Origin of the sequence: Streptomyces coryli (genome assembly GCF_011044975.1) — a bacterium.
Taxonomy (GTDB): Bacteria; Actinomycetota; Actinomycetes; order Streptomycetales; family Streptomycetaceae; genus Streptomyces; species Streptomyces coryli.
In genome coordinates this window covers 1-23,080 of the sequence record NZ_JAAKZV010000122.1, presented here as the reverse complement: position 1 = coordinate 23,080, position 23,080 = coordinate 1, and the positions used below count along the sequence as shown (strand labels likewise).

Annotated in this window: 18 protein-coding genes and 1 pseudogene; 15 read left to right on the top strand and 4 right to left on the bottom strand. The window is 72.3% G+C overall.

Annotation, left to right across the window (positions count from 1 at the left end; all coding sequences use genetic code 11):
• The 5 genes and pseudogenes from G5C51_RS24460 to G5C51_RS24440 form a co-directional block, all read left to right on the top strand.
• Positions 1-2,173 (top strand): ATP-binding protein (locus tag G5C51_RS24460; RefSeq protein WP_420824850.1); only part of this gene is annotated, 2,173 nt, incomplete at its 5' end.
• 72 nt (positions 2,174-2,245) lie between these two features.
• Positions 2,246-3,247, top strand: a complete 1,002-nt coding sequence (locus G5C51_RS24455; protein WP_165240346.1) for an ArsR/SmtB family transcription factor — start codon at positions 2,246-2,248, stop codon at positions 3,245-3,247.
• 146 nt (positions 3,248-3,393) lie between these two features.
• Complete coding sequence (locus G5C51_RS24450; protein ID WP_206314276.1) at positions 3,394-4,005, top strand: peptidoglycan-binding domain-containing protein; 612 nt, start codon at positions 3,394-3,396, stop codon at positions 4,003-4,005.
• Positions 4,002-4,553: pseudogene (locus tag G5C51_RS24445) on the top strand (M23 family metallopeptidase); the annotation flags it as partial. The gene G5C51_RS24450 and the pseudogene G5C51_RS24445, both read left to right, overlap by 4 nt.
• Positions 4,554-4,680: 127 nt before the next feature.
• Complete coding sequence (locus G5C51_RS24440) at positions 4,681-6,855, top strand: MMPL family transporter (protein WP_165240345.1); 2,175 nt, start codon at positions 4,681-4,683, stop codon at positions 6,853-6,855.
• Here G5C51_RS24440 and G5C51_RS24435 read toward each other — a convergent pair.
• Positions 6,792-7,676, bottom strand: a complete 885-nt coding sequence (locus G5C51_RS24435) for a phosphotransferase enzyme family protein (RefSeq protein WP_206314273.1) — start codon at positions 7,674-7,676, stop codon at positions 6,792-6,794. The two genes, G5C51_RS24440 and G5C51_RS24435, sit on opposite strands and share 64 nt — an antisense overlap.
• A gap of 218 nt (positions 7,677-7,894) precedes the next feature.
• Between G5C51_RS24435 and G5C51_RS24430 the strand changes: the two genes are divergently transcribed.
• The 5 genes from G5C51_RS24430 to G5C51_RS24410 are packed head-to-tail and all read left to right on the top strand — an operon-like array spanning position 7,895 to position 14,463.
• The gene (locus G5C51_RS24430; protein ID WP_338118288.1) at positions 7,895-9,511 is read left to right on the top strand and encodes an ABC transporter substrate-binding protein; all 1,617 of its coding nucleotides are present in this window, start codon (positions 7,895-7,897) and stop codon (positions 9,509-9,511) included.
• A 59-nt stretch (positions 9,512-9,570) separates the two neighbouring features.
• Positions 9,571-10,512 carry an ABC transporter permease gene (locus G5C51_RS24425; RefSeq protein WP_206314272.1) on the top strand — a complete coding sequence of 314 codons (942 nt, stop codon included), beginning with the start codon at positions 9,571-9,573 and terminating at the stop codon, positions 10,510-10,512.
• Complete coding sequence (locus G5C51_RS24420) at positions 10,512-12,512, top strand: dipeptide/oligopeptide/nickel ABC transporter permease/ATP-binding protein (protein WP_165240343.1); 2,001 nt, start codon at positions 10,512-10,514, stop codon at positions 12,510-12,512. The genes G5C51_RS24425 and G5C51_RS24420 overlap by 1 nt, the downstream gene beginning before the upstream one ends.
• 11 nt (positions 12,513-12,523) lie before the next feature.
• A complete protein-coding gene (locus G5C51_RS24415; protein WP_165240342.1) occupies positions 12,524-13,540 on the top strand; it encodes an oligopeptide/dipeptide ABC transporter ATP-binding protein in 1,017 nt (338 codons plus the stop codon).
• Positions 13,537-14,463, top strand: coding sequence for a dihydrodipicolinate synthase family protein (locus G5C51_RS24410; protein WP_165240341.1), 927 nt, complete (start codon positions 13,537-13,539; stop codon positions 14,461-14,463). Before G5C51_RS24415 ends, G5C51_RS24410 begins: the two co-directional genes overlap by 4 nt.
• A gap of 15 nt (positions 14,464-14,478) precedes the next feature.
• Here G5C51_RS24410 and G5C51_RS24405 read toward each other — a convergent pair whose 3' ends face one another.
• Both G5C51_RS24405 and G5C51_RS24400 read right to left on the bottom strand, forming a co-directional pair.
• Complete coding sequence (locus G5C51_RS24405) at positions 14,479-15,177, bottom strand: DNA polymerase beta superfamily protein (protein WP_165240340.1); 699 nt, start codon at positions 15,175-15,177, stop codon at positions 14,479-14,481.
• Positions 15,174-16,094: an LLM class F420-dependent oxidoreductase gene (locus G5C51_RS24400; RefSeq protein ID WP_165240339.1), complete on the bottom strand. Its 921-nt coding sequence runs from the start codon at positions 16,092-16,094 to the stop codon at positions 15,174-15,176. The genes G5C51_RS24405 and G5C51_RS24400 overlap by 4 nt, the downstream gene beginning before the upstream one ends.
• A 27-nt stretch (positions 16,095-16,121) precedes the next feature.
• On the opposite strand from G5C51_RS24400, the gene G5C51_RS24395 reads away from it, so the two are divergent.
• Together G5C51_RS24395 and G5C51_RS24390 are read left to right on the top strand one after the other, a co-directional pair.
• A complete protein-coding gene (locus G5C51_RS24395) occupies positions 16,122-16,757 on the top strand; it encodes a LysE family translocator (protein ID WP_165240338.1) in 636 nt (211 codons plus the stop codon).
• Between the two features lie 7 nt (positions 16,758-16,764).
• A complete protein-coding gene (locus G5C51_RS24390) occupies positions 16,765-17,511 on the top strand; it encodes a class I SAM-dependent methyltransferase (RefSeq protein ID WP_165240337.1) in 747 nt (248 codons plus the stop codon).
• An 8-nt stretch (positions 17,512-17,519) separates the two neighbouring features.
• Here G5C51_RS24390 and G5C51_RS24385 read toward each other — a convergent pair whose 3' ends face one another.
• Positions 17,520-18,704 carry an acetyl-CoA C-acyltransferase gene (locus G5C51_RS24385; RefSeq protein WP_165240336.1) on the bottom strand — a complete coding sequence of 395 codons (1,185 nt, stop codon included), beginning with the start codon at positions 18,702-18,704 and terminating at the stop codon, positions 17,520-17,522.
• 131 nt (positions 18,705-18,835) lie between these two features.
• Here G5C51_RS24385 and G5C51_RS24380 point away from each other — a divergent pair, with 131 nt between their 5' ends.
• The 3 genes from G5C51_RS24380 to G5C51_RS43210 all read left to right on the top strand — a co-directional run.
• On the top strand, positions 18,836-20,578 hold the full coding sequence (locus G5C51_RS24380; protein WP_165240335.1) for a pyruvate dehydrogenase: 1,743 nt from the start codon (positions 18,836-18,838) through the stop codon (positions 20,576-20,578).
• Positions 20,579-20,718: 140 nt separating this feature from the next.
• Complete coding sequence (locus G5C51_RS24375) at positions 20,719-21,120, top strand: guanyl-specific ribonuclease (RefSeq protein WP_165240334.1); 402 nt, start codon at positions 20,719-20,721, stop codon at positions 21,118-21,120.
• Positions 21,121-21,189: 69 nt separating this feature from the next.
• A partial coding sequence (locus G5C51_RS43210) for an AfsR/SARP family transcriptional regulator (RefSeq protein ID WP_338118287.1) occupies positions 21,190-23,080 on the top strand: 1,891 nt, incomplete at its 3' end.

Genomic DNA, 23,080 nt, shown 5'->3' with positions numbered 1-23,080 from the left:
CCCCCCACCCACCGACCGCTTTCGCCTCCACCGCGCCGTCTGCGCCTGGCTCGCCGCCGTCGCCGCCGAGCGCCCCCTCGCCCTCGTGCTCGACGATCTGCACCGCGCCGACAGCGAGACCCTCGCCCTCCTCGCTGCCGTCGCCGAGGAAGTCACCGACCGCCCGCTGCTGCTCATCGCCGCCTACCGGCCCGACGAGGGCGATCTCACCGCCGTGCACGCCCGGCTCGCCCGTCGTACCCCGCTTCGGCTGCCGCTTGCCGGGCTTGCGCAGAAAGACGCAGTGCGGCTGGTCCGGAGCGTGACCGGAGTGTCCGCCGAGGCGGCTGCCGCGCTCGCCGAGCGGGCTGCGGGGAATCCGTTCTTTCTGCTCGAGAGTGCGCGCATGGTCGCCGACGCCGGGGCCTACGTGCCCGGTGACGTCCCCGAGGGCGTACGCGACGTGCTGCGGCGTCGCTTCGAGCGGCTGCAGGCGCCCGCGCTCGCCGTCCTCCGCCTGCTCGCCGTCGCCGGGCGGGAAGCCGACGCCGAGGTCCTCATCCGGGCCGCCGACGCCGACGAGGACACCGTTCTCGACGCCCTCGACGCGGGCGTCGAGGCGGGGCTGCTCACCGAACCCGCCGACGGGCGCGTGCGTTTCACCCACGCGCTCGTGCGCGACACGCTCCACGCCGACCTCACCCGGCTGCGCCGCGCCCGTATGCACACCCGCATCGCCGCCGCCCTGCGTGAGCTGCGCCCGGACGACGTCTCCGCCCTCGCCCACCACTACCTCCAGGCGCCCTCCGCCGACACCGCCCGCCCCGCCGTGGAGTACGCGCTGCGCGCCGCCGACCTGGCCGGTCGCCGCTACGCCCACGACACCGCCGCCGGGCTGCTCGCCCGCGCCGCCCGCTGCCTGGCGGAACACCCCGCCGCCTTCCCCGGCGAGGACGTCCCGGCCCGCCTCGTGGACGTACTCGGCCGCCTGCTGCGCGCGCAGATCCGCGGCGGCCGCGTCACCGACGCCCGCGCCACCCGCGCCCGCGCGATGGACGTGGCCGAGGAGTACGACCGCCAGGACCTGCTCATCGAGGCGCTCACCTCCTGGACCGAGCCCACCGTCTGGGAGAACCGCGACTACGGCAGCCCCGACACCCGCCCCGCCGACGCCCTGCACCGCCTCCTCGCCCGCGACGACCTGCCGCCCACCACCCGCTGCCGGCTCCTCGACGCCCTCGCCTCCGCCCTCGACGCCGACGGCGCGGGCGCGGCGCACGACGCGGCCGCCGAGGCCGTACGCCTGGCCCGTACCCTCGGCGAACCGGTGCTGCTCGCGCAGGCGCTGGCCACGCTCAGCCGGGTCTCGGAGTGGGAGTTCGAGCAGAGCCCGCGGGAGCAAATCGCCGCCGAGCTGGCGGAGCTCGCCGCGGCGCACGAGCTGCCGGCGTACGGGTTCGTCGCCGAGTACGTGGCCACCGGCAGCGCCGCTTTCCGCGGCGACCTGCCCGCGATGCGCCGGCACATGGAACGCGGCCGGGAGATCGCCGAGACCCACCGGCTCAGCGACCCGGCGGCCATCGTCCTGGTCCAGCAGGCGGCGCTGGAGATGGCGGCCGGCCGGCTGGACGAGGCGGAGCGCTTGTACGGTGAGGCCACGCGCCGGATGCGCGCCAACGGCGCCCTGCACACCGACGGCCTGGAGACGATCGTCGGCTTCTCGCTGCTGTGGCTGCGGGGGCGGGCGGCGGAGGGGCTGCCGCTGCTACGGGCGGCGCAGAAGCAGTACGGGCCGCTGGTGGGCGACGCGCTCGCCATCTCCCTGGTCGCGGCCGGCGACGAGGCGGGGGCCCGCGAGGCGCGGGCCGAACGACCGCCGATCCGCCGCGACTTCTTCTACTCCCTCTTCCTCGCCATCCGCGCCCACGCCGCCCTCGACCTGCGCGAACGCGACGAGGCGGAGGAGCTCCTGGAACAACTCCGGCCGGTCCGGCACCAGATGATCGGCGCAGGCAGCGTGGCCCTGGCGCTCCGCCCGGTCGCCCTGACCATGGCCGAACTCGCCCTCTTCCTCGACCGTCCGGCGGAGGCCCGCGACCACTACGAGCGCGCGGTCGAGGTGGCCCGCAGCTGGGAGTCCCCGTGGTGGGAGACCCAAGCACGCGAGTCACTGGCCCGCCTCACCGACGGCTGAGCCCTTGACAGCACCACCGTTCGGCGTTCGCCTGGTGTGTCCAGGTCAACCGGTACCGGATGTGGAGGGGCAATGCTTCGGGTGCATTTCACGGCCGAAGACCTTGCTCGGGTGCGCGTCGCGGCGCGTCCCGACTTCCTCTGGGAGATCACCAACAGCATGCAGACGCTGCAACGCCGGGACGGCGCCCGGGTGTTCGGCGAATGGCGGCGCTGGGCCCGGCCGCGGGTCGCGGACAGCGGTCGGCTGCTGTCCCACCTGCTGCCGCCCAGCGGCTACTCCCCGGACTTCCTCACCCCGACCCGCGGCGACCGCGGCACCCTGCAGTCGGCGGTCGATACGCTGCTCCGCACCCCGCGCCCGCGGCTGCGCGCCGATCTCGCGCGCATGGCCGCGTACCGCGAACTGCCGCGCTGGGCCGTCTCCATGGCCGGCGGCGACAGCGCCGCGCTGCGCCGCCTCGCCCAGGCCATGCAGGCGTACCACCACACGGCGATCGCCCCGTACTGGCGGCGCATCCACGCGCACATCGACGCCGACCGCATCCAGCGGCTGCACGACCTCCTCGACGGCGGTACGGACGGCCTGCTGGCCGGGCTCGGGCCGACCGTCAGCTGGCGGCCGCCGGTGCTGGAGGCCGCGTATCCGGTCGAGCACGAGATCCAGCTGGACGGGCGCGGGCTGACGCTGGTGCCGTCGTTCTTCTGCTGGCCGCGCCCGTTCACCCTCGCCGACCCGGGGCTGCCGCCCGTGCTGGTCTACCCGATCGAGCACACCCCCGACTGGGCGCTGCCGCGGCCCGGCGACCGCTCAGGCGCGGGTGACGGTGCGCTCGGCGCGCTGCTCGGGCACACCCGGGCGGCGGTGCTGCGGGCCGCCGCCACCGGCTGCTCCACCGTCGAGCTGGCCCGGCTCCTCGACGTCACCCACCCCGCGGTCAGCCGGCATGTGAGCGTGCTGCGGGATGCCGGGCTGGTCATGACCGTGCGGCGCGGCGGCCGGTCCTTCCACGTCGCCACCCAGGAGGGGCAGCTGCTGCTGCGCAGTGCGGAGCGGGGCGAACTCCGGCCGTAATCACAGGCTTTCATTGTTTGCGCCGCACTCGGCGCGCTCACCACTCTGGTCCGGCTGTGCACACCCCCCACCGGACTAAGGAGTCTCAGGTGCGCATACGGACCAGAACCGCGATACCCGCCGCCGTGCTCGCCGCCGCGGTCGGCATGTTCGCCGTCCCCGCCGCGACCGAGGCGGCGCCGCCGAGCGCCAGCGCCTCGGACAACGGCCACGGCCTGAAGTGGTTCCAGGAGCGGCACGGGCTGAAGCAGACCGGGAAGATGGACGCGAAGACGGCCGCCGAGCTGCAGCAGGCGCCCAATGCCGAGCTGCTGCAGACCTTCCAGTCGCCCGCCGACCTCGGCCCCGCGGAGCGCGAGAACGCCCGCACCGTCATCGGCGTCGGCAAGGGTGCCTCGATACCGGAACAGGGCATCGTCATCGCCCTGATGACGGCCATGCAGGAGTCGAAGTTCGTCAACTACCTCGAGCCGGTCGACCACGACTCGCTGGGCATCTTCCAGCAGCGGCCCAGCACCGGCTGGGGCACCCCCGAGCAGATCACGCACGTGCCGACGTCCTCGAAGTCCTTCTACGGGGTCGCCGACTTCGGCAGCAATCCGGGGCTGATCCAGATCGACGGCTGGGAGACCATGCCGCCGGGCGACGTCTGCCAGGCGGTGCAGGTCTCCGCCTATCCCGACCGGTACGCGCAGTGGGAGCAGTTCGCCCGCGATCTGCTCGCCGCTGAAGGCCCGTCCGTGGAGCCGATCCCGTGAGCCGCCGCCGCAGCACCCGCAGGCGGCCGCTGCTGCTGGCCGTGATCGCCGCGCTGGTGGCCCTGCTCGGCCTGGGCGCCACCGCCGTCGCGGGCGAGGACCCCAAGGCCGCGCCCGACTTCAGGGCCCCGTTCCCCTGCGGCCAGTCGTGGACCTACAGCCACCACTCCGCCGAGGTGCGCCGCGCCCTGGACTTCGTCCGCAACGACGGCGAGACGGCCGGTGCCCCGGTGCTGGCCTCGGCCGCCGGCACCGCCACCCGGCACGTCGAGGACGGCGGCGCCGGCAACTACATCGTCATCGACCACGGCGACGGCTGGCAGACGTACTACTTCCACCTGGACGCCTTCTCCGTCGACGACGGCGCTCAGGTGGCCCAGGGCCAGCAGATCGGCACCACGGGCGCCACGGGCAATGTCACCGGCGCGCACCAGCACTACGAGCAGCTGCTCAACGGCGAGGGCCAGGACATCACCATCGCCGGCACCCCGCTGCCGTATCCGCCGGAATACGGCCAGGAGTCGCTGACCAGCGACAACGGCTGCGGCTGAGGGAGCCGTCCCGGGCCGGGCCCCGGACCGGCCCGGGACTCCAAGCGACTCCCAAGCCACCGCCAAAGCCCCACCCGCAGGGTGGTCCGCAAGAACACCCGGACCACCCCCGGAGGGGAACCCCATGTCCCGCCTGCTCGGCCGCCTAGGCGGCGCAGCCGCCGCACACCCATGGCGCACCATCTCCGCCTGGCTGCTCACCATCGCCGCCGCCGTCGCCCTGATGACGACCTTCGGCGGCACCCCCCAGGACGACTACACCGTGCCCGACACACCCTCCCAGGCGGGCACGGACTTCCTCACCGAGCGCTTCCCGGAGATGTCCGGCACCAACGCCCGCGTCATCGTCCACGACGCGGACGGCGGCCGGCTCAAGGCACCCGTCCTCGAGGACGTGCGCGAGCGCCTCACCAAGATCGAGGGCGCCGCCGCCGTCGACCGCCCGCAGCTCTCGCGCGACGGCGACACCGCGCTGATCTCCGTCAGTTACGACATCCCGGTCACCGACTTCAAGGGCAGCGAGGGCACCGACGCCCTCCGCGACGCCGCCGAGCCGGCGGAGCGGGCCGGGCTCGACGTCGAACTCGGCGGCCAGGTCCCGGAGAACATCACCAAGCCCAGCGGCACCGCCGAGGCCATCGGCTTCGCCGCCGCGCTCATCATCCTGCTGCTCGCGCTGCGCTCGCTCACCGCCGCGGGTCTGCCGCTCGTCGTCGCCCTCGCCGGACTCGCCCTCGGCACGGCCATCGTGACGCTGCTGTCCGCCGCCATGGACGTCAGCACCATCGCGCCGACCGTCGCCACCATGGTCGGCCTCGGCGTCGGCATCGACTACGCGCTGCTGCTCGTCGCCCGCCAGACCGAGGGCCTGCGCCGCGGCCTCACCCCGCGCGCCGCGGCGGCCGAGGCGACGGCGACCGCGGGTGCCTCCGTCGTCATTGCGGGCATCACCGTGCTGCTGTGCCTCTTCGGCCTGCGGCTGACCGGGCTGCCGGTCTATGCGTCCTTCGGTTACGCGACCTTCGCCGCCGTCGGCGCCGTGATGGCCGCGGCCCTCACCCTCGTCCCGGCGCTGTGCGGGCTCGCCGGGCGGCGGCTGCTGCCGAAGGCGGAGCGGCTCGGGCTCACGACCCGTAAGACCGGCAAGCCGAAGCGCAGCCCGCTCACCGAGCGCTGGGCCCGCGCCGTGGTCCGCCGCCCGATCCCGGCGGCGCTCGGCGCCCTGGTCGTGCTGCTGGCGCTCGCCGCGCCGCTGCTCGGCATGCGCACCTGGCCGCAGGACGCGGGCAGCCAGCCGACGTCCAACACCACCCGGCAGGCGTACGACATCGTCGAGGCGGAATACGGCGCCGGCGCCAACGGGCCGCTCCAGGTCGCCGTCGACCTCGACAAGATCCCTGCCGACCGCCTTCCGGGGCTGCGCGAGGACCTCGCCGCCGACCCGGGCGTCGCGGCCGTCGCGCCGCCCGCCCTGAACGAGGCGCGCGACGCCGCCGTGCTGAACGTGACCCCCAAGACCGGCCCCCAGGACGAGGCCACGCCCGAACTGCTCGACCGGCTGCGCGCGGACGCGCTGCCCGCGGACGGCGCCGAGATCACCGGCACGGTCGCCGTCTTCGCGGACATCTCGGACCGGCTGTCCGAACGGCTGTGGGTGGTGATCCCGTTCGTCGTCGGGCTGGCGCTGATCCTGCTGACGGTGCTCTTCCGGGCGCCGGTGGCGGCGCTGAAAGCCTCGCTCATGAACCTGCTGTCGGTGGCCGCCGCCTACGGCGTGATGACCGCGGTCTTCCAGTCCGACGCGGGCGCGCGGGCGCTGGGGCTGCCGCACGAGGTGCCGGTGTCGAGCTGGGTGCCGGTGCTGATGTTCACCGTGCTGTTCGGCCTGTCGATGGACTACGAGGTGTTCCTGCTCTCCCGGGTACGGGAGGACTGGCTGGTCACCCGCGATCCGCACGGCAGCGTGGTCCGCGGCCTGTCCGCCACCGGCCGGGTGATCACCAGCGCGGCCGCCATCATGGTCGCGGTCTTCACGGGCTTCGCGATCGACCCGGACGTGACGGTGAAGATGATGGGCTTCGGCATGGCGGTCGCGGTCCTCGCGGATGCCACGATCATCCGGATGGTGCTGGTCCCCGCCACGATGACGCTGCTCGGCAACGCGAACTGGTGGTGCCCGCGATGGCTCGCCCGGATCCTCCCGGAGCCGCGCGTCGAGCACGCGCGGGAGGCCGTTCAGCCGGAGAGCCGCGACTCGGCGAGCTCCAGCCAGCCGGTCAGCTCCGCCTCGGGGAAGTGACGGATCGCCCAGTCCGCCATCCGCAGGCTCAGATGGGCCCAGGCAGGGCGGAGCACGGACGGCGTTAGACCATCAAGAAGGGCGTCGATCCGGTGGACCACCGCCGGGTCGACGTCCTTCTGCGGGTGCACGCCGAAGCGCAGATTGACCAGGTCGAGGCCCGCGTCGCCGCGCGAGGCCCCGTCCCAGTCGACGACGCCGGTGACGAGGCCGTCCGCCTGCAGGATGTTCCCCGGGTGGAAGTCTCCGTGTACGGCGTCGGTGCCGGGCAGTTCGTCCCCGTACTCCTCGCCGATCGCCCGGACCCGCCGCACGAGTGCCGCCGTGCGGGTGCTGTGGGCGAGCGGCGGCTCGTGCAGGCAGTAGCCCGGACCGGATGACAGCAGATAGAGGGGCCGGCCCGGGATCGTGGCCCGTCCCTCCAGCGCGCCCACATGCCGCGCGCGCAACGCCAGCACCTGCTCCAGGAGCTCCGGCGTCAGTAGGTCGATCTTGCTGCCGGGCAGCAGCTCCTGCACCACCGCCACATCGTCGCCGAGCTGCACCGCCAGCTCCGTCGCCGGTGCCGGATAGCCCGTCTCGCGCAGCGCCTCGGTCACCGCCAGCGGTCCGGCCTGCATCTCGGCCGGCGCGATCCCCGGCCGCCAGGTGAGTACGGACCGGTGGCCGTCGTCGCGGCGTACGTAGGCCGCGCCCACCTCGCCGCCGGGGCAGGGGCCCTCGACGACGTAGCGGACGCCCGTCGCGGCGTGGACGGCGGCGGTGATACGCGTGGGATCGAGGCGTTCTGCCCTGTTCCAGGGGGCGGGGGAAGTGGTCATTCGCGGCAGTATTGCCGCTTCGCGGCCGCCGGCGCCAACACCTCGCTGGTCACCGGCAGATCACGCCTTCCGCAGGACTCTTGACCCGCCGTCGTGACACCTCTTATGTTCAGCCCGCTAGGACATAGGACGTAGGACCTCCCATCTGCTACCACCCACGTTCTCCCTCGGGACAGGAAGAACGTGGCGCGACCCGCACCCCCTCTTGGAGGCACCCCGTGAGCGATGGCTTCGACCGCCGGACTCTGCTGAAGTACACCGGCGCGCTCGGCGCGGCCGGTGTGATCACCACCACCCTGTCCGCCTGCGGCGGCGGCCCCAAGTCGACCAACGACGCCGGCGACGGCAAGGGCGGTACGAGCGAGAACCTCACCGTGGTCATCGGCTACGGCAACGACCAGACCTGGGACCCGCTGATGACGGCGTCGGCCTTCGCCGTGGCCGGCAACCACCACATCTACGAGGGCCTGCTGGACACCGACCCGATCACCCGGAAGCCCTACGCGGCGCTCGCCACCGAGATCCCGTCCGACCTGAACGCCACCACGTGGAAGTTCACGCTGCGCGACGGCGCGAAGTGGCACGACGGCAAGCCGGTCACCGCCGACGACGTGGTCTTCACCTACCAGCGGGCGCTCGACGCGGACGTCCCGACCCTCGCCAACAGCTTCCTCGCCGGCTGGCTGAAGGAGGCCAAGAAGGTCGACGAGAAGACCGTCGAGCTGCACCTGAACTTCCCGTTCCCGGACGGGGCGGCGCGGCTGACCCTGGCGAAGATCATGCCGAAGCACGTCTTCGGCTCGAAGAAGGGCCTCGACGCCGCCATCACCGGCAAGGCCGTCGGCTCCGGCCCGTACAAGCAGACCTCGCACACCCCGAAGTCCAACACCGAGTTCGAGGCGTTCGCGGACTACAACGGGCCGCGCAAGGCGAACTTCAAGAAGATGAACTGGCTGACGATCGTGGACGCCCCGGCCCGCGTCGCCAAGATCTCCGGCGGCAGCGCCGGCGCGCAGATCTCCGACAACATCCCGTACGGCGACATCTCCCAGCTCGAAAAGGGCGGGCTGAAGGTCGAGGGCGGGGCAGGCATGAACCACCTGTTCCTGATGTTCAACACCAAGCACAAGCCGTTCGACGACGTGCGGGTGCGGCAGGCGCTGTTCTACGCCATCGACACCGACCGCATGATCAAGTCGGCGCTGAAGGGCCACGGCAAGGCGTCCACCTCCTTCCTCGACGAGGCCAACCCCACGTACCGCAAGGCCAAGACGGTCTACGCGTACGACCCGGACAAGGCGAAGAAGCTGCTCAAGGACGCCGGCGTCAGTGACCTCAAGGTCACCCTCGACGGGTCCAACGTCAGCTGGATCGCCGAGTGCCTGCCCACCATCAAGGCCTCGTGGGACGCGATCGGCGTCAAGACCGAGCTGAACATCCAGGAGACGGGCGCCCTCTTCACCAAGCTGGACCAGAAGAAGGACTTCCAGGTCGTCGCCTCCGCCTCGAACCCGAACCAGTTCGGCCTCGATGCCGATCTGATCCTGCGGTACAACTACGGGCCCAAGAACCTGTGGATGACCACGTACTCGAAGTGGGGATCCACCTCCGACGCCAAGCGGCTCTTCAAGCAGATGGACGCGGCCACCAAGGAGGCCGACGCGGAGAAGAAGAAGCAGATGACGCAGGAATACATCGACGTCGTGGCGGAGAACGCGGTCCTCTACCCGGTGGTCCACAACGAGCTGGTGACCGCCTGGGACGCCAAGAAGATCACCGGCATCCAGCCGCAGCCGTACCCCGGGGTCAACCTGCTCAAGGCGAAGCCGGCGTAGCCGGACCCGGGACGGAACGGAACAGCTAGGAGACAAGAACTGTGGCTGCAATCGCCAGGATGCTGGCACGCCGCATTGTCCTGCTGGTACCGCTGCTGCTCGGCATCGTGCTGTTCGTGTTCCTCGTGATGAGGTTCGCGAACACCGATCCGACCTCGGCGTACTTCCAGGGCAGCAATCCCACGCCGGAGCAACTGCACGAATTCCGGGAAGAGAACGGGCTGCTGGACCCGCTGCCGGTGCGCTATGTCAATTTCGTCGGCGATCTGCTGCGCGGCGACATGGGCATCAGCGTGCTCAACCGGGGCGAGGTGCTCGACCAGGTCACCACCGCGCTGCCGCTGACCCTGCAGCTCACCTTCATGGGTCTGGGCATCGCCGTGGTGCTCTCCCTGGTCTTCGGCGTCATCGCGGCGGTCTACCGCGACCGGCTGCCGGACCAGGTCATCCGCGTGGTCTCGCTGATCGGCGTGGCCGCGCCCGGCTTCTGGCTGGCGCTGCTGATGATCCAGTATCTGGCGGTGGGGGCCGGCTGGTTCCCGACCAGCGGCTACGTCAATCCGGCCGACTCCTTCACCGGCTGGCTGAAGACCATGACGCTGCCGGCCTTCGCGCTGTCGCTGCCGGTCGCCGCCCAGCTCACCCGCATCGTCCGTACGTCGATGGTGGAGGAGCTGGACAAGGATTACGTCCGCACGGCGACCGGCAGCGGACTGCCGCCGGTCGTCGTGGTCGGCCGCAACGTGCTGCGCAACGCGCTCATCACCCCGCTCACCGTGCTCGGCCTCCGGGTCGGCTATCTGCTCGGCGGCGCGGTGGTGATCGAGACCATCTTCGCGCTGCCCGGCATGGGCTCGCTGATGATCACCGCGGTCAAGAACGGCGACCCGGCGGTGGTGCAGGGCGTCGTGATCACCGTGGCGGTCGGCTTCGTGGTCGTGAACCTGCTCATCGACGTGCTGTACCTGCTGGTCAATCCGCGGCTGAGGGGAGCTGCCTGATGGTCTCCTCGATCTTTACGCGCAACAAGCTGACGGAGGCGCTGTCCCGGCCGGGCATCCGGCTGCGCCGGCTGCCGCTGCTGTCCCGCGTCGCCGTGGGCATCATGGCCACCGTCGTGCTGGTCGCCCTGCTGGCGCCGCTGATCGCCCCGCACGACCCGTACGAGCAGTACGACGTCGTCGGCGAGGGCGCGCCCTCCGGCTCGCACTGGCTCGGCCAGGACCACCTCGGCCGGGACATCCTCAGCCGGCTGATGTACGGCGCCCGCTGGTCGCTGATGATCGGCCTCGGTGCCACGCTGTTCGCCCTCGTGGTGGGCGCGATCCTGGGCGCGATCGCCGCGACCTCGCGCAAGGCCGTGGACGAGACGATCATGCGGGTCCTGGACGTGGTGATGGCCTTCCCCGGCATCGCCCTGGCGATCACGTTCGTCACCGTCTTCGGCGGCAGCATCCCGGTGCTGATCGGCTCCATCGCGTTCCTCTACACCCCGCCGATCGCGCGGGTGGTACGGGCGAACGTGCTCGACCAGTACGGCGAGGACTATGTCATCGCCGAGCGGGTGATCGGCGCCCGCACCCCGCACATCGTCGCCAAGCATGTGGCGATCAACTGCGCCGCCCCGGTCCTGGTGTTCTGCACCGTGCAGGTCGCCGAGGCGATCGTCTTCGAGGCCTCGCTGTCCTTCGTCGGCGCCGGCATCCGGCCCCCGGAACCGTCCTGGGGCTCGGTCATCGCCGACGGCAAGAACATGGTGCTCAGCGGGGGCTGGTGGGCGACCATCTTCCCCGGCCTGGTCATGGTGATCACGGTGCTGGCGCTGAACATCCTCTCCGAGGGCATCTCCGACGCCTGGGCCGCCCCGGCCGCCCGTAAGGCGGAGGTGAAGAAGGAGGCGGAGGCCGCCGACAAGCTGGAGGCCCCCGAGCCCGGCACCGGCAAGGTGCTGGAGCTGCCCGGTCTGGAGACCGCGGCGCAGCGGATACGGCAGCGCGCCCGGCCGCTCCCCGAGGGCGAACCGGTGCTGGCGGTCAAGGACCTGGCCATCGGCTTCGCGGACCGGCACGAGGGCGTCGACATCGTCGACGGCATCTCCTTCGACGTACGCCCTGGTGAAGTCCTCGGCCTGGTCGGGGAGTCGGGCTGCGGCAAGTCGCTGACCGCGCTGACCGTGATGGGCCTGCACCCGGCCGGCGCCAGGATCGGCGGCAGCGTGCACTTCGACGGCCAGGAGCTGGTCGGCATGCCGATGAGCCGGCGCCGCCGCCTCCTCGGCCACGACATGGCGATGATCTACCAGGACGCGCTGTCCTCGCTGAACCCGGCGATGACGATCCGGGCGCAGCTCAAGCAGCTGCTCCGGCGCGGCGGCACCAGGTCCGCGCAGGAGCTGCTGGAGCTGGTCGGCCTCGACCCCGAGCGCACGCTGAAGAGCTATCCGCACGAGCTCTCCGGCGGCCAGCGGCAGCGCGTGCTGATCGCCATGGCGCTGTCCCGCGACCCGAAGCTGATCGTCGCGGACGAGCCGACGACGGCCCTGGACGTCACCGTCCAGGCGCAGGTCATCGAGCTGCTGCTGCGGCTGCGCGAGGAGCTGGACTTCGCGCTGATCCTGGTCAGCCATGACCTGGCGCTGGTCGCGGACGTGACCGACCGGGTCGTGGTGATGTACGGCGGCCAGATCGTCGAGACCGGCGTGACCGCGGATCTCGTCGAGGCACCGACCCACCACTACACCCGCGGCCTGCTCGGCTCGGTGCTGTCGCTGGAGTCGGCGGCGGTGCGGATGACGCAGATCAAGGGCGTCGTGCCGTCCCCGGCCGACTTCCCGAAGGGCTGCCGGTTCGCCGACCGCTGTCCGCTGGCCAGCACGGTGTGCCACACCACGGCGCCGCCGCTCGACGGCGACGGCGTCCGGCACTCGGCGGCCTGCCACCACCCGGCGGGGCGGATCGCGGCGGTGCCGGTGCAGATCGAAAAGCGAGAGGCTTTCTCTTGAATGCAACGAGCATGACCGACCTGCTGACCCTGCGCGACGCGCATGTCGTGCACAAGGCCCGCACGGGCGGCCTCTTTACCCGCGACCGGGTCTTCGCGCTCACCGGCGCCGACCTCACCATCGCCGCCGGCGAAACCGTCGGCGTCGTGGGGGAGTCGGGCTGCGGCAAGTCGACCCTCGCCAAGGTGCTGGTCGGCGTGCAGCGGCCCACCCAGGGCACGGTCGAGCTGCGCGGCAAGGATCTGTGGACCATGCCGCCCGCCGCCCGCCGCCAAGCGGTCGGCACCGGCACCGGCATGATCTTCCAGGACCCGTCCACCGCGCTCAACCGCCGCCTCACCGTCCGGCAGATCCTCCGCGATCCGCTCGACGTCCACCGCCGCGGCACGCCCGCGCAGCGGGAGGCGCGGGTGCGCGAGCTGATGTCCCTGGTCGGCCTGCCGAAGGTGCTCGCCGACGCGCTGCCCGGGCAGCTCTCCGGCGGCCAGCGGCAGCGCGTGGCCATCGCCCGCGCGCTGGCGCTGGAGCCGGAGCTGGTGGTCGCGGACGAGCCGACGTCGGCGCTCGACGTGTCCGTACGGGCGCAGATCCTCAATCTCCTGCTGGATCTGAAAGAACGCCTCGGCCTGGCCCTGGTGTTCGTCTCGCACGACATCCAGACGGTGCGGCGGATGAGCGACCGGGTCATCACGATGTACCTGGGCAAGATCGTCGAGGAGTCGCCGGCCGCCGAGATCACCGACGCGGCCCGGCACCCGTACACCCGGGCGCTGTTCTCGGCGACCCCCGGGCTCCTCGACCCCATCGAACCGATCCCGCTGATCGGCCCGGTGCCGTCCGCCACCCGCCCGCCGAGCGGCTGCCCGTTCCGTACCCGCTGCTGGAAGGCGACGGACGAATGCGCCCGCACCATGCCGGACTTCGCCACGAACGGCGCCGGCGCCGCCCACCGCTACCGCTGCCACCACCCCGTCGCCGCCGGTGAGACCACCCGCGAACTCGTCTCCCAAGCAAAGGACAGCGCATGACCCTTCCCGCACCTCTGACCGGCGTCGTACCGCCCGTCTGCACGCCCCTGACGCCGGAATACGAGGTGGACACCGAGTCTCTGACGAGGCTGGTGGATCACCTGGTGGGGGGAGGAGTGAACGGCCTGTTCATCCTCGGCTCGTCGTCGGAGGTCGCCTACCTTCCCGACGGCCACCGGCGCACCGTCGTGGACACGGTGGTGCGGCACGTCGCCGGGCAGGTTCCGGTGCTCGTGGGTGTCATCGACATGACGACGCCGCGGGTGCTGGACCACGCCAGGACGGCGCTCGCCGGCGGGGCCGACGCGCTGGTGGCCACCGCGCCGTTCTACACCCGCACCCATCCGGCCGAGATCGAGCGGCACTTCGGGGAGCTGGCGGGCCGCACCGGCGCACCGGTCTTCGCGTACGACCTGCCGGTGTCCGTGCACACGAAGCTCGATCCGGAGCTGGTGCTGCGGCTCGCCGCGGACGGGGTGCTGGCAGGGCTGAAGGACTCAAGCGGCGACGAGACGTCGTTCCGCAAGGTGATCGCGGGGGCCCGCGAGCTGCCTGATTTCAGCGTCCTGACCGGCTCCGAGACGGTGGTGGACGCCGCCCTCGCGATGGGCGCGCACGGCGCGGTGCCGGGCCTGGCGAACGTCGACCCGCAGGGTTACGTCCGCCTCTACGAATACGCCCGCTCCGGCGACGCGGAGAAGGCCCGCACCGAACAGGAGCGCCTGCTCGACCTGTTCGGCATGGTCACCGCCGGCGACCCGGCGCGGATGGGCATGAGCTCCTCCGCACTCGGCGCCTTCAAAGCAGCGCTGCACCTCCGCGGCGTCATCACCTGCCCGGCGACGGCCCACCCGCAGGTCCCCCTGTCGCCGGCCGAGGTCGAGCAGGTCCGCGCGCACCTGACAGCCGCGGGCCTGCTCTGACCACGGGGGCCCGGCTCAGTCCCCGCCGAGCCGGGCCCCGAGGGACCTTTCCCGTACGGAAATGAGCCACCGCTCGACCGCCGCCCGGTCGGGCTGCTCCGGCAGCGGGCTGGCGGCCAGGGCCGCGTCCAGGCGGGTTGTGAGGTCGTCGCGCCAGGCGACCACCTCGGGCCAGGTGAGCTCGCCGCGGCGGACGGCGAGCAGGCGGGTGCGGTGCTCGCCGACGTCGACGTGCACCGTTCCCGTGCGCAGCAGTGCCTCGCCGCTGATCAGGAGGCGCAGCAGGTGCAGTACGTGTTTCCAGCGTGGTGCGCCCTCCCGTTCCAGCCGGGAGCGGGCCTTCGCCAGTTGGGCGTCCGCGTAGCGGCCGAAGGTGCGGTGGGCCTCGCGGGAGAGGAAGGCCGGGGCCAGGGCGCGCAGTTCGTGGCCGAGGGGCGTGGACTGCTCGATCAGCGGGGAGTGCAGGACCTCGAGGATGTTCGGGTTGGCGGCGAGCGCCAGCTCGCAGAAGCGCTCGACCTCCCAGCTGAACTGCTCCGGCAGCGGGCCCTCGACATGCTGCGGGGGCTTCTCGAGGCGCCAGAAGTCGCGCGTCGGCGCCACGTACACGCCGCGCCGGTCGGTGTCCGAGTCGTCCGTGGCCAGGCCGAAGGCACGCGATCCCGCGATCACGCGCAGGATCGTGTGCTCTTCGACCAGCCGCACCCCGTTCACAGTTGCGGGGCCACCTCCTTGGCGACCAGCTCCAGGTGGTCCAGGTCGGTCAGGTCCAGGAACTGCAGGTAGACGCGCTCGGAGCCGATCTCCGCGAAGCGGGCGAGCTTGTCCGCGGCCTCGGCCGGGGTGCCGGCGATGCCGTTCTCCTTGAGCTCGGCGACATCGCGGCCGATCGCCGCCGCCCGCCGGGCCACCTCGGCGTCGTCCTTGCCGACGCAGACGATCAGCGCGTTGGAGTACGTCAGGTCGTCGGCCTTGCGTCCCGCCGCCTCCGCGGCCGCGCGCACCCGCGCGAACTGCTCCTTCGACGCCTCCAGCGAGCCGAACGGGAGGTTGAACTCGGTCGCGTAGCGCGCCGCCAGCGCCGGCGTCCGCTTGGCGCCGAAGCCGCCGACCAGGACCGGGATCTTCGACTGCGCGGGCTTCGGCAGCGCGGGGGAGTCCGTCAGCTGGTAGTGCGTGCCGTCGTACGAGAAGGTCTCGCCGGCCGGGGTCTCCCACAGCCCGGTGATGATGGCGAGCTGCTCCTCCAGCCGCGGGAACTTCTCCTTCGGGAACGGGATCCCGTACGCCGTGTGCTCCTCCTCGTACCACCCGGCGCCGAGGCCGAATTCGACGCGGCCGCCGGACATCTGGTCCACCTGCGCCACCGAGATCGCGAGCGGTCCCGGAAGGCGGAAGGTGCCGGCGGTCATCAGGGTGCCCAGGCGGATGCGGCTGGTCTCGCGGGCGAGTCCGGCCAGGGTGATCCAGGCGTCGGTCGGGCCGGGGTTCCCGTCGACGTCGCCCATCTTCAGATAGTGGTCGGAGCGGAAGAAGGCGTCGTAACCCAGATCCTCGGTGGCCTTGGCGACGGCGAGGAGGGTGTCGTAGCTGGCGCCCTGCTGGGGCTCGGTGAAAACACGTAGATCCATGGGAGCCATTCTGCAAGGCTCGGCCTCATGGTTGACGCACACCTCTATGTAGCGTTTCTCGCCGCCGCCTTCGCGCTGTGCATCGCGCCGGGCCCCGACATGATGTTCATCGTGGCGATGGGTGGCCGCGGCGGTCCGCTCACCGGTGTGCTCGCCGCCACCGGGGTGGCGCTGGGAATGCTCGTCCATATGGTCGCCGCGGCGCTCGGCCTGTCGGCGCTGTTCGAGAATCTGCCGGTGCTCTACCACGTGCTGCGCTGGGCCGGTGCGGCGTATCTGCTGTGGCTGGCGTGGAAGGCCTTCCGTGACCGGGGGGAAGTGGTGGCGGAGGCCGAGGGCGTCGACCCGTCGCCGCGGCGGCGCCGCGCCTTCTGGCAGGGCATGGTGACGAATCTGCTCAACCCCAAGGTGATCGTCTTCAACATCGCCTTCCTGCCGCAGTTCGTGAACCCGGATCTGGGCCACGTCGGCGGGCAGCTGATGATCCTGGGCGTCACGATCGTGGTGATGGGGTGGCTGAGCGACAGCGCGATCGGCCTGGCCGCGGGGCGGCTCTCCCAGCTGATCCGCCGCAGCCGCCGCTTCAACCGCGGCCTGAACATCTTCAGCGGCACGGTCTTCGCGGGCCTGGCCGTCCGCCTCGCGGCGACGTCCCCGAAGTGAGGGCGCGATGACGACCACACCGGACCGCCTCTTCGCCGAACCGCGGCTGGCCGAGCTCTACGACGAGATGTGCGCGGGCCGCCCCGACTTCGCCTTCTATCTGCCGCTGGTACGGAACGCCGGCTCGGTCCTCGACGTCGGCTGCGGCACCGGCGAGCTGCTGCGGCTGGCCCGCGACGGCGGCCATACAGGGCGGCTGACCGGGCTCGATCCGGCGGCCGGGATGCTCGGGGTGGCGCGGCGCGCCCGTACGGATGTCGAGTGGGTGCGGGGCGATCTGTCCACGGTCGGCTTCGCCGGCGAGTTCGACCTGGTCGTCATGACCGGTCACGCCTTCCAGGTGCTGCTCACCGACGACGAGGTGCGGGGTGCGCTGGCCGCGATGCGGGCGGCGCTGGCACCGGGCGGGCGAGTGGTCTTCGAGACCCGTAACCCCGAGGTGGAGGCCTGGCGGGAGTGGACCGCCGGCCGCGTCTCGGAGGCGAGGGGGTCGGACGGGATCGTGCGGTGCCGCGCCGAGGGGGCGGCGGCGGACGGGGAGTTCGTCAGCTTCTCGGCGACGTACGAGTGCGATGCCTGGGACGCGCCCGAGGTCAGCCACAGCCGGTTGCGCTTCCTGAGCGCCGAGGCGCTGGACGGCTTCCTGGACGAGGCCGGTCTCGAGCTCCTCGACCGCTACGGGGACTGGGACGCGAGCCCGTACGGCCCCGGCAGTCCCGAGATCATCTCGATCCTGGGCCGCCGGGGCGCGTAACACCGCGGCTAGCGCTCGACCAGCACCGCCGTGCCCTGCCCGACCCCCACGCACATCGTCGCCAGGCCGCGGCGCGCCTCGTTCCGGCGCATCCGGTGCAGCAGCGTCGTCAGGATGCGGGCGCCCGAGCAGCCCAGCGGGTGGCCGAGGGCGATGGCGCCGCCGGTCGGGTTGACCAGGTCGGGGTCCACGCCGAGTGCGTCGACGCAGGCGACGGCCTGGGCCGCGAACGCCTCGTTGAACTCCGCCTCCGCCACATCGCCCACCGACCAGCCGGCCCGCCGCAGCGCCTTCTCCGTCGCCGGTACGGGCCCGATGCCCATCACATCCGGGTGCACGCCGGCGCTCGCCCCGGCCACGTACCGGCCCAGCGATTCGAGCCCCAGCTCCGCCAGCGCCTCCTCGCTCACCAGCAGCAGCCCGGCCGCGCCGTCGTTCATGGGGGAGGAGTTCCCCGCCGTGACGGTCCCGCCGGCGCGGAAGACCGGCTTCAGCCCGGCCAGTTGCTCCGCCGACGTCGCCTCCCGGATCGACTCGTCGGCGGCGACCACCGACCCGTCCTCCCGCGTCACCGGCAGCAGTTCGGCGTCGAAGAGGCCGTCCTTGCGGGCCGCCGCCGCGCGCTGCTGGCTGCGCAGCGCGAAGGCGTCCTGCCGCTCGCGCGAGACGCCGTGCCGCGCCGCCACTTCCTCGGCCGTCTCGCCCATGGCGAGCAGCCCGTGCAGGTCCTTCATCTTCGGGTTGACCAGCCGCCACCCCAGCCGGGTGTCGAAGGTCTCCAGCTTGCGCGGGAAGGCCTCGTCGGGCCGCGGCAGCACGAACGGCGCCCGCGACATCGACTCCGAGCCGCCCGCGATCACGATGTCCGCCTCGCCCGCGGCGATGGTGCGGGCCGCGGTCGTGACCGCCTCCAGGCCGGACGCACACAGCCGGTTCACCGTGGCGCCGGGGACGGACTCCGGCAGCCCCGCAAGGAGCACCGCCATCCGGGCGATGTTGCGGTTGTCCTCGCCGGACTGATTCGCGGCGCCCCAGTAGACGTCGTCGATACGTGCCGGGTCGAGGTCCGGCACATCCGCGAGCAGCCCGCGCAGCACACCCGCGGCCAAGTCGTCGGGACGGACGCCGGAAAGCGCCCCGCGCAGCTTCCCGATCGGCGTCCGGCGGGCGGCGGCGAAGTGGACGGCACGCACGGGCGGCTCCTTAAAACTAGCGGTGTTAGTTTGCGACTATAGCCCGGCGGCCGCCAGGGGTGAAGGGACGTTCCGCCGGTACGCGATCTAGGATCGAAGGCGCGCGACAGCCCCTAACGGAGGAGAGCAGCATGTCCACCCCCAAGGTCGCAGACCAGTTGGTCGAGGTGCTCCTGCAGTACGGAGTCAAGCGCATCTACGGGGTGGTCGGCGACAGCCTGAACCCGCTCGTCGACGCGATCCGGCGCAGCGACGGCCAGATCGAGTGGGTGCACGTCCGCAACGAGGAGGCCGGCGCCTTCGCCGCCGCCGCCGAGGCCCAGGTCACCGGCGAGCTCGCCGCCTGCGCCGGCTCCTGCGGGCCCGGCAACACCCATCTGATCCAGGGCCTGTACGACGCCCAGCGCAGCGGCGCGCCCGTGCTCGCCATCGCCTCGCACATCCCGTCGCACCAGATCGGCACCGGCTACTTCCAGGAGACCCACCCGGAGAAGCTCTTCGACGAGGCCTCCGGCTACTGCGAGCTGGTCTCCCAGCCCGAGCAGATGCCGCGCATCGCGCGCATCGCCGCCCAGCACGCGATCGGGGCGGGCGGCGTCTCGGTCCTCGTCATCCCCGGCGACATCGCCGACAAGCCGGCCGCGCACCCGACGGACCGCACGGTCCCGTGCATCCGCCCCGGCACCGTCACCCCGGACGCGCAGTCGGTCAGCGAGCTGGCCGGGCACATCAACGCCGCGAAGACGGTGGCGGTCTTCGCCGGTGCGGGGGTGCGCGACGCGCACCAGCAGGTGATGCGGCTCGCCGGCACCGTGCACGCGCCCGTGGGGCACACGCTGCGCGGAAAGGAATGGATCCAGTTCGACAACCCGTACGACGTCGGCATGGTCGGCCTGCTCGGCTACGGCGCCTGCTACGACGCGCTGCACGAGGCCGACCTGCTGCTGCTCCTCGGCACCGACTTCCCGTACGACGCCTTCCTGCCGCAGGCGAAGACGATCCAGATCGACAAGGACGCCACGAAGCTGGGCCGCCGCACCCCGCTGGAGCTGGCCGTGCACGGCGATGTGGCGGCGACGCTGGACGCCGTGCAGCCGCTGCTGGAGCAGAAGAAGGACCGCCGCTTCCTCGACAGCATGCTGGGCAAGCACGAGCGGCTGCTGACGAAGGTGGTCGAGGCCTACACCTCCAACGTCGACAAGCACGTCCCGATCCACCCCGAGTACGCGGCCCGGCTGCTGGACGAATTCGCCGCCGACGACGCGGTCTTCACCGTCGACACCGGCATGAACAACGTCTGGGCCGCCCGCTACCTCACCCCCAACGGCCGCCGCCGCGTCATCGGCTCCTTCACCCACGGCACCATGGCCAACGCCCTCCCGCACGCCATCGGCGCCGCCGCCGCCGACCCGTCGCGGCAGGTCATCTCGCTCTCCGGCGACGGCGGCCTGTCCATGCTGCTGGGCGAGCTGGTGACGGTCAGGCAGCACGACCTGCCGGTCAAGACGATCGTCTTCAACAACTCCTCGCTCGGCATGGTCAAGCTGGAGATGCTGGTCGACGGCCTCCCCGCGTACGGGACCGACCACCCGCCGGTGGACTACACGGCGATCGCGCACGGCGTGGGCATCCCGGCCTGGCGGGTGGAGAAGCCGACCGAGATCGCGAGCGCGCTGCGCGACGCGCTGGCGACGAAGGGCCCGGCGCTGGTGGAGCTGATCACCGACCCCAACGCGCTGTCGATCCCGTCCAAGGTCACGCTGGAGCAGGTGAAGGGCTTCGCGCTGGCGGCCGGCCGCACGGTGCTCGATGGCGGCGTCGGGACGATGCTGGAGATGGCGCGGTCGAATCTGCGCAACATCCCCCGCCCGTAAGGGTTTTGACGCTCGCTCAAGTGGCTGTTCCGACGAAGTTCGGGGCAGCCACTGCGCGTTGCTTCGGCGGATCACACAGAACTACGCGCGTAAATGTCATGTTCATTGACTCGTAGCCCGGTCGCGCCATCATTCCCCGCATGAGACTCACCCCCCACATCACTCGCATCGGCGCCGTAGTCGCGCTCTCCTCCGCCCTCTTCCTCGGCGGCGGCACCGCCCTCGTCGCCCAGGCCGACGAGTCCGCCCCCACCGCGGTCGGCGACATCTGCTACTCGGCGCTGCCGCCCGAGGCCCACGACACCCTCGACCTGATCGAGGCCGGCGGCCCCTACCCGTTCCCGCAGGACGGCACCGTCTTCCAGAACCGCGAAGGCGAACTGCCCGACCAGAGCGAGGGCTACTACCACGAGTACACGGTCATCACCCCCGGCTCGGACGACCGCGGCGCCCGCCGCATCGTCACGGGCGAAGAGCAGCAGGAGGACTACTACACCGCCGACCACTACGCGACCTTCGACCTGGTCGACTACAACTGCTGACGCGACTGAACCGAAAGGCCGTCGGTCGCGAATACTCTGAGGGGAGTCGTTTATTGCCTCGGGGGAGCTGTGATCGACTTACGTGTGCTGGGTCCCGTCCGTGCCGTTGCGGAGGGGCGGGACCTTCCGGTCGGCCATGCGCGCCAGCGGAGTCTGCTGGCGGCGCTGCTCGTCGATGCCGGGAATGTGGTCGCTCTGGACCGGCTCAGCGCGCTGATCTGGGACGGCAGGCCGCCGGCCTCGGGCCGTAACGTGCTCGCCGGATACGCCGCGCGGCTGCGCAAGGCGCTCGCCGGCGCGAACGGGTCGGGGGCCGGGCTGCGGCTGGAGCGGCGGGACGGCGGCTATGTGCTGCAGGCCGCGCCGTGCGCCGTTGACCTGCACCGCTTCCGGGAGCTCGTCGCGCGGGCCGCCGGTGAGCGCGGGGACGTGCGCCGGGCGGAGCTGCTGGGCCGGGCGCTCGGGCAGTGGTCCGGCGAGGCGCTGGGCAATGTCGCGGGCGCGCGGATCGGGTCCGTACGGGCCGCGCTGGAGGCCGAACGGCGGCTCGCGGCCATCGAGTTCTACGACACCCAGCTGCGGCTCGGGCGCGGGCGCGAGGTGCTGCCGCGGCTGGCGGAGCTGGCGGCGGAGCTGCCGTACGACGAGGAGGTGGCGCTGCGGCTGCTCGCCGCCTACCGGGACAGCGGGGACACGGCGGGGGCGCTGCGGGAGTATCAGGCCATTCGCGGCGCCCTCGCCGCCGACCTGGACACCGCGCCCGGGCCCGAACTGTCCGCCGCCGGTGTGCGGTTGCTGCGCACGCCGGTGGCGGTCCGGCCGGCCGCGCCGGTCGGGGAGCGATTACGGCTGCCGCAGCCGCCCGACCGGTTCACCGGCCGCGGCGCCGAGCTGCGCGAACTGGACGCGCTCGCCCCGCCGGACGGCGACCTCGCTGTCGTCAGCGGCATCGCGGGCTCGGGCAAGACGGCGCTCGCCGTGCAGTGGGCGCATCGCGCGGGCGACCGCTTCCCCTACGGACGCCTCTTTCTCGGCATGCGCGGCCACGACCGGCACCTGGAGCCGCTGGATCCCGGGGAGGCGCTGGCCCGGGTCCTGTCCGTCCTCGGCCATCCGCCGGCCGAGCTTCCGTACGGGCTCGACGCCCGCGCGGCGCTCTACCGCACCCTGCTCGCGGACCGCGCCGTGCTCGTCGTCCTCGACGACGTGACGGACGCGGCGCAGGTCGGCCCGCTGCTCCCGGCGGGCGGCGGCCGCGGCGCGGTGCTGATCACTTGCCGGCAGCGGCTGCCGGAGCTGACCGCCCGGCACGGGGCGCGGGAGACGGTACTCGACGGACTGGACGACGCCGCGGCGCTCGAGTTGCTCGCCGGGCTGGTGGGCGCGGAGCGGGTGGCGCGGGAGCGCTCGGCGGCGGCTGATCTGGTACGGGCATGTGGCCGGCTGCCGTTGACGCTGCGGCTCAGCGCGGGCTATGCGGCGGGGAAGCCGACGGCGCGGCTCGGGGCGCTGGTGGAGCAGTTGCACGGGGCGGGGGCGGCGGCGGATCCCGCGATGCGGCAGGCGCTCGGGCTGTCGTACCGGCGGCTGCCCCCGGCGCGGCAGCGCGTCTTCCGGCTGGCGGGACTGCTGCCGGGCGCCGACTTCGGCGCCGACGCGGTGGCCGCGCTGGCCGGCTGCCCGGTCGCGGAGGCGGAGGAACAGCTCGGCGCGCTGGTCCGGGCCAACCTGGTGGCGGAACCCGCCTCCCGGCGCTACCGGCTGCACGACCTGGTCAAGCCGTGCGCGGCGGACATGGCGATGGCGGACGAGCCCGGCCCGGCGCGGGAGGCGGCGCTGCTGCGGCTGCTGGAGTGGTACCGACGGTCGGTGGAGCGGGCGAGCAGGGCGGATGGTATCCAGCGGTACGGGAGCCATCGGGGCTCGGCCGAGGCGGAGTTGGCGGCGGAGGGGACGGCGG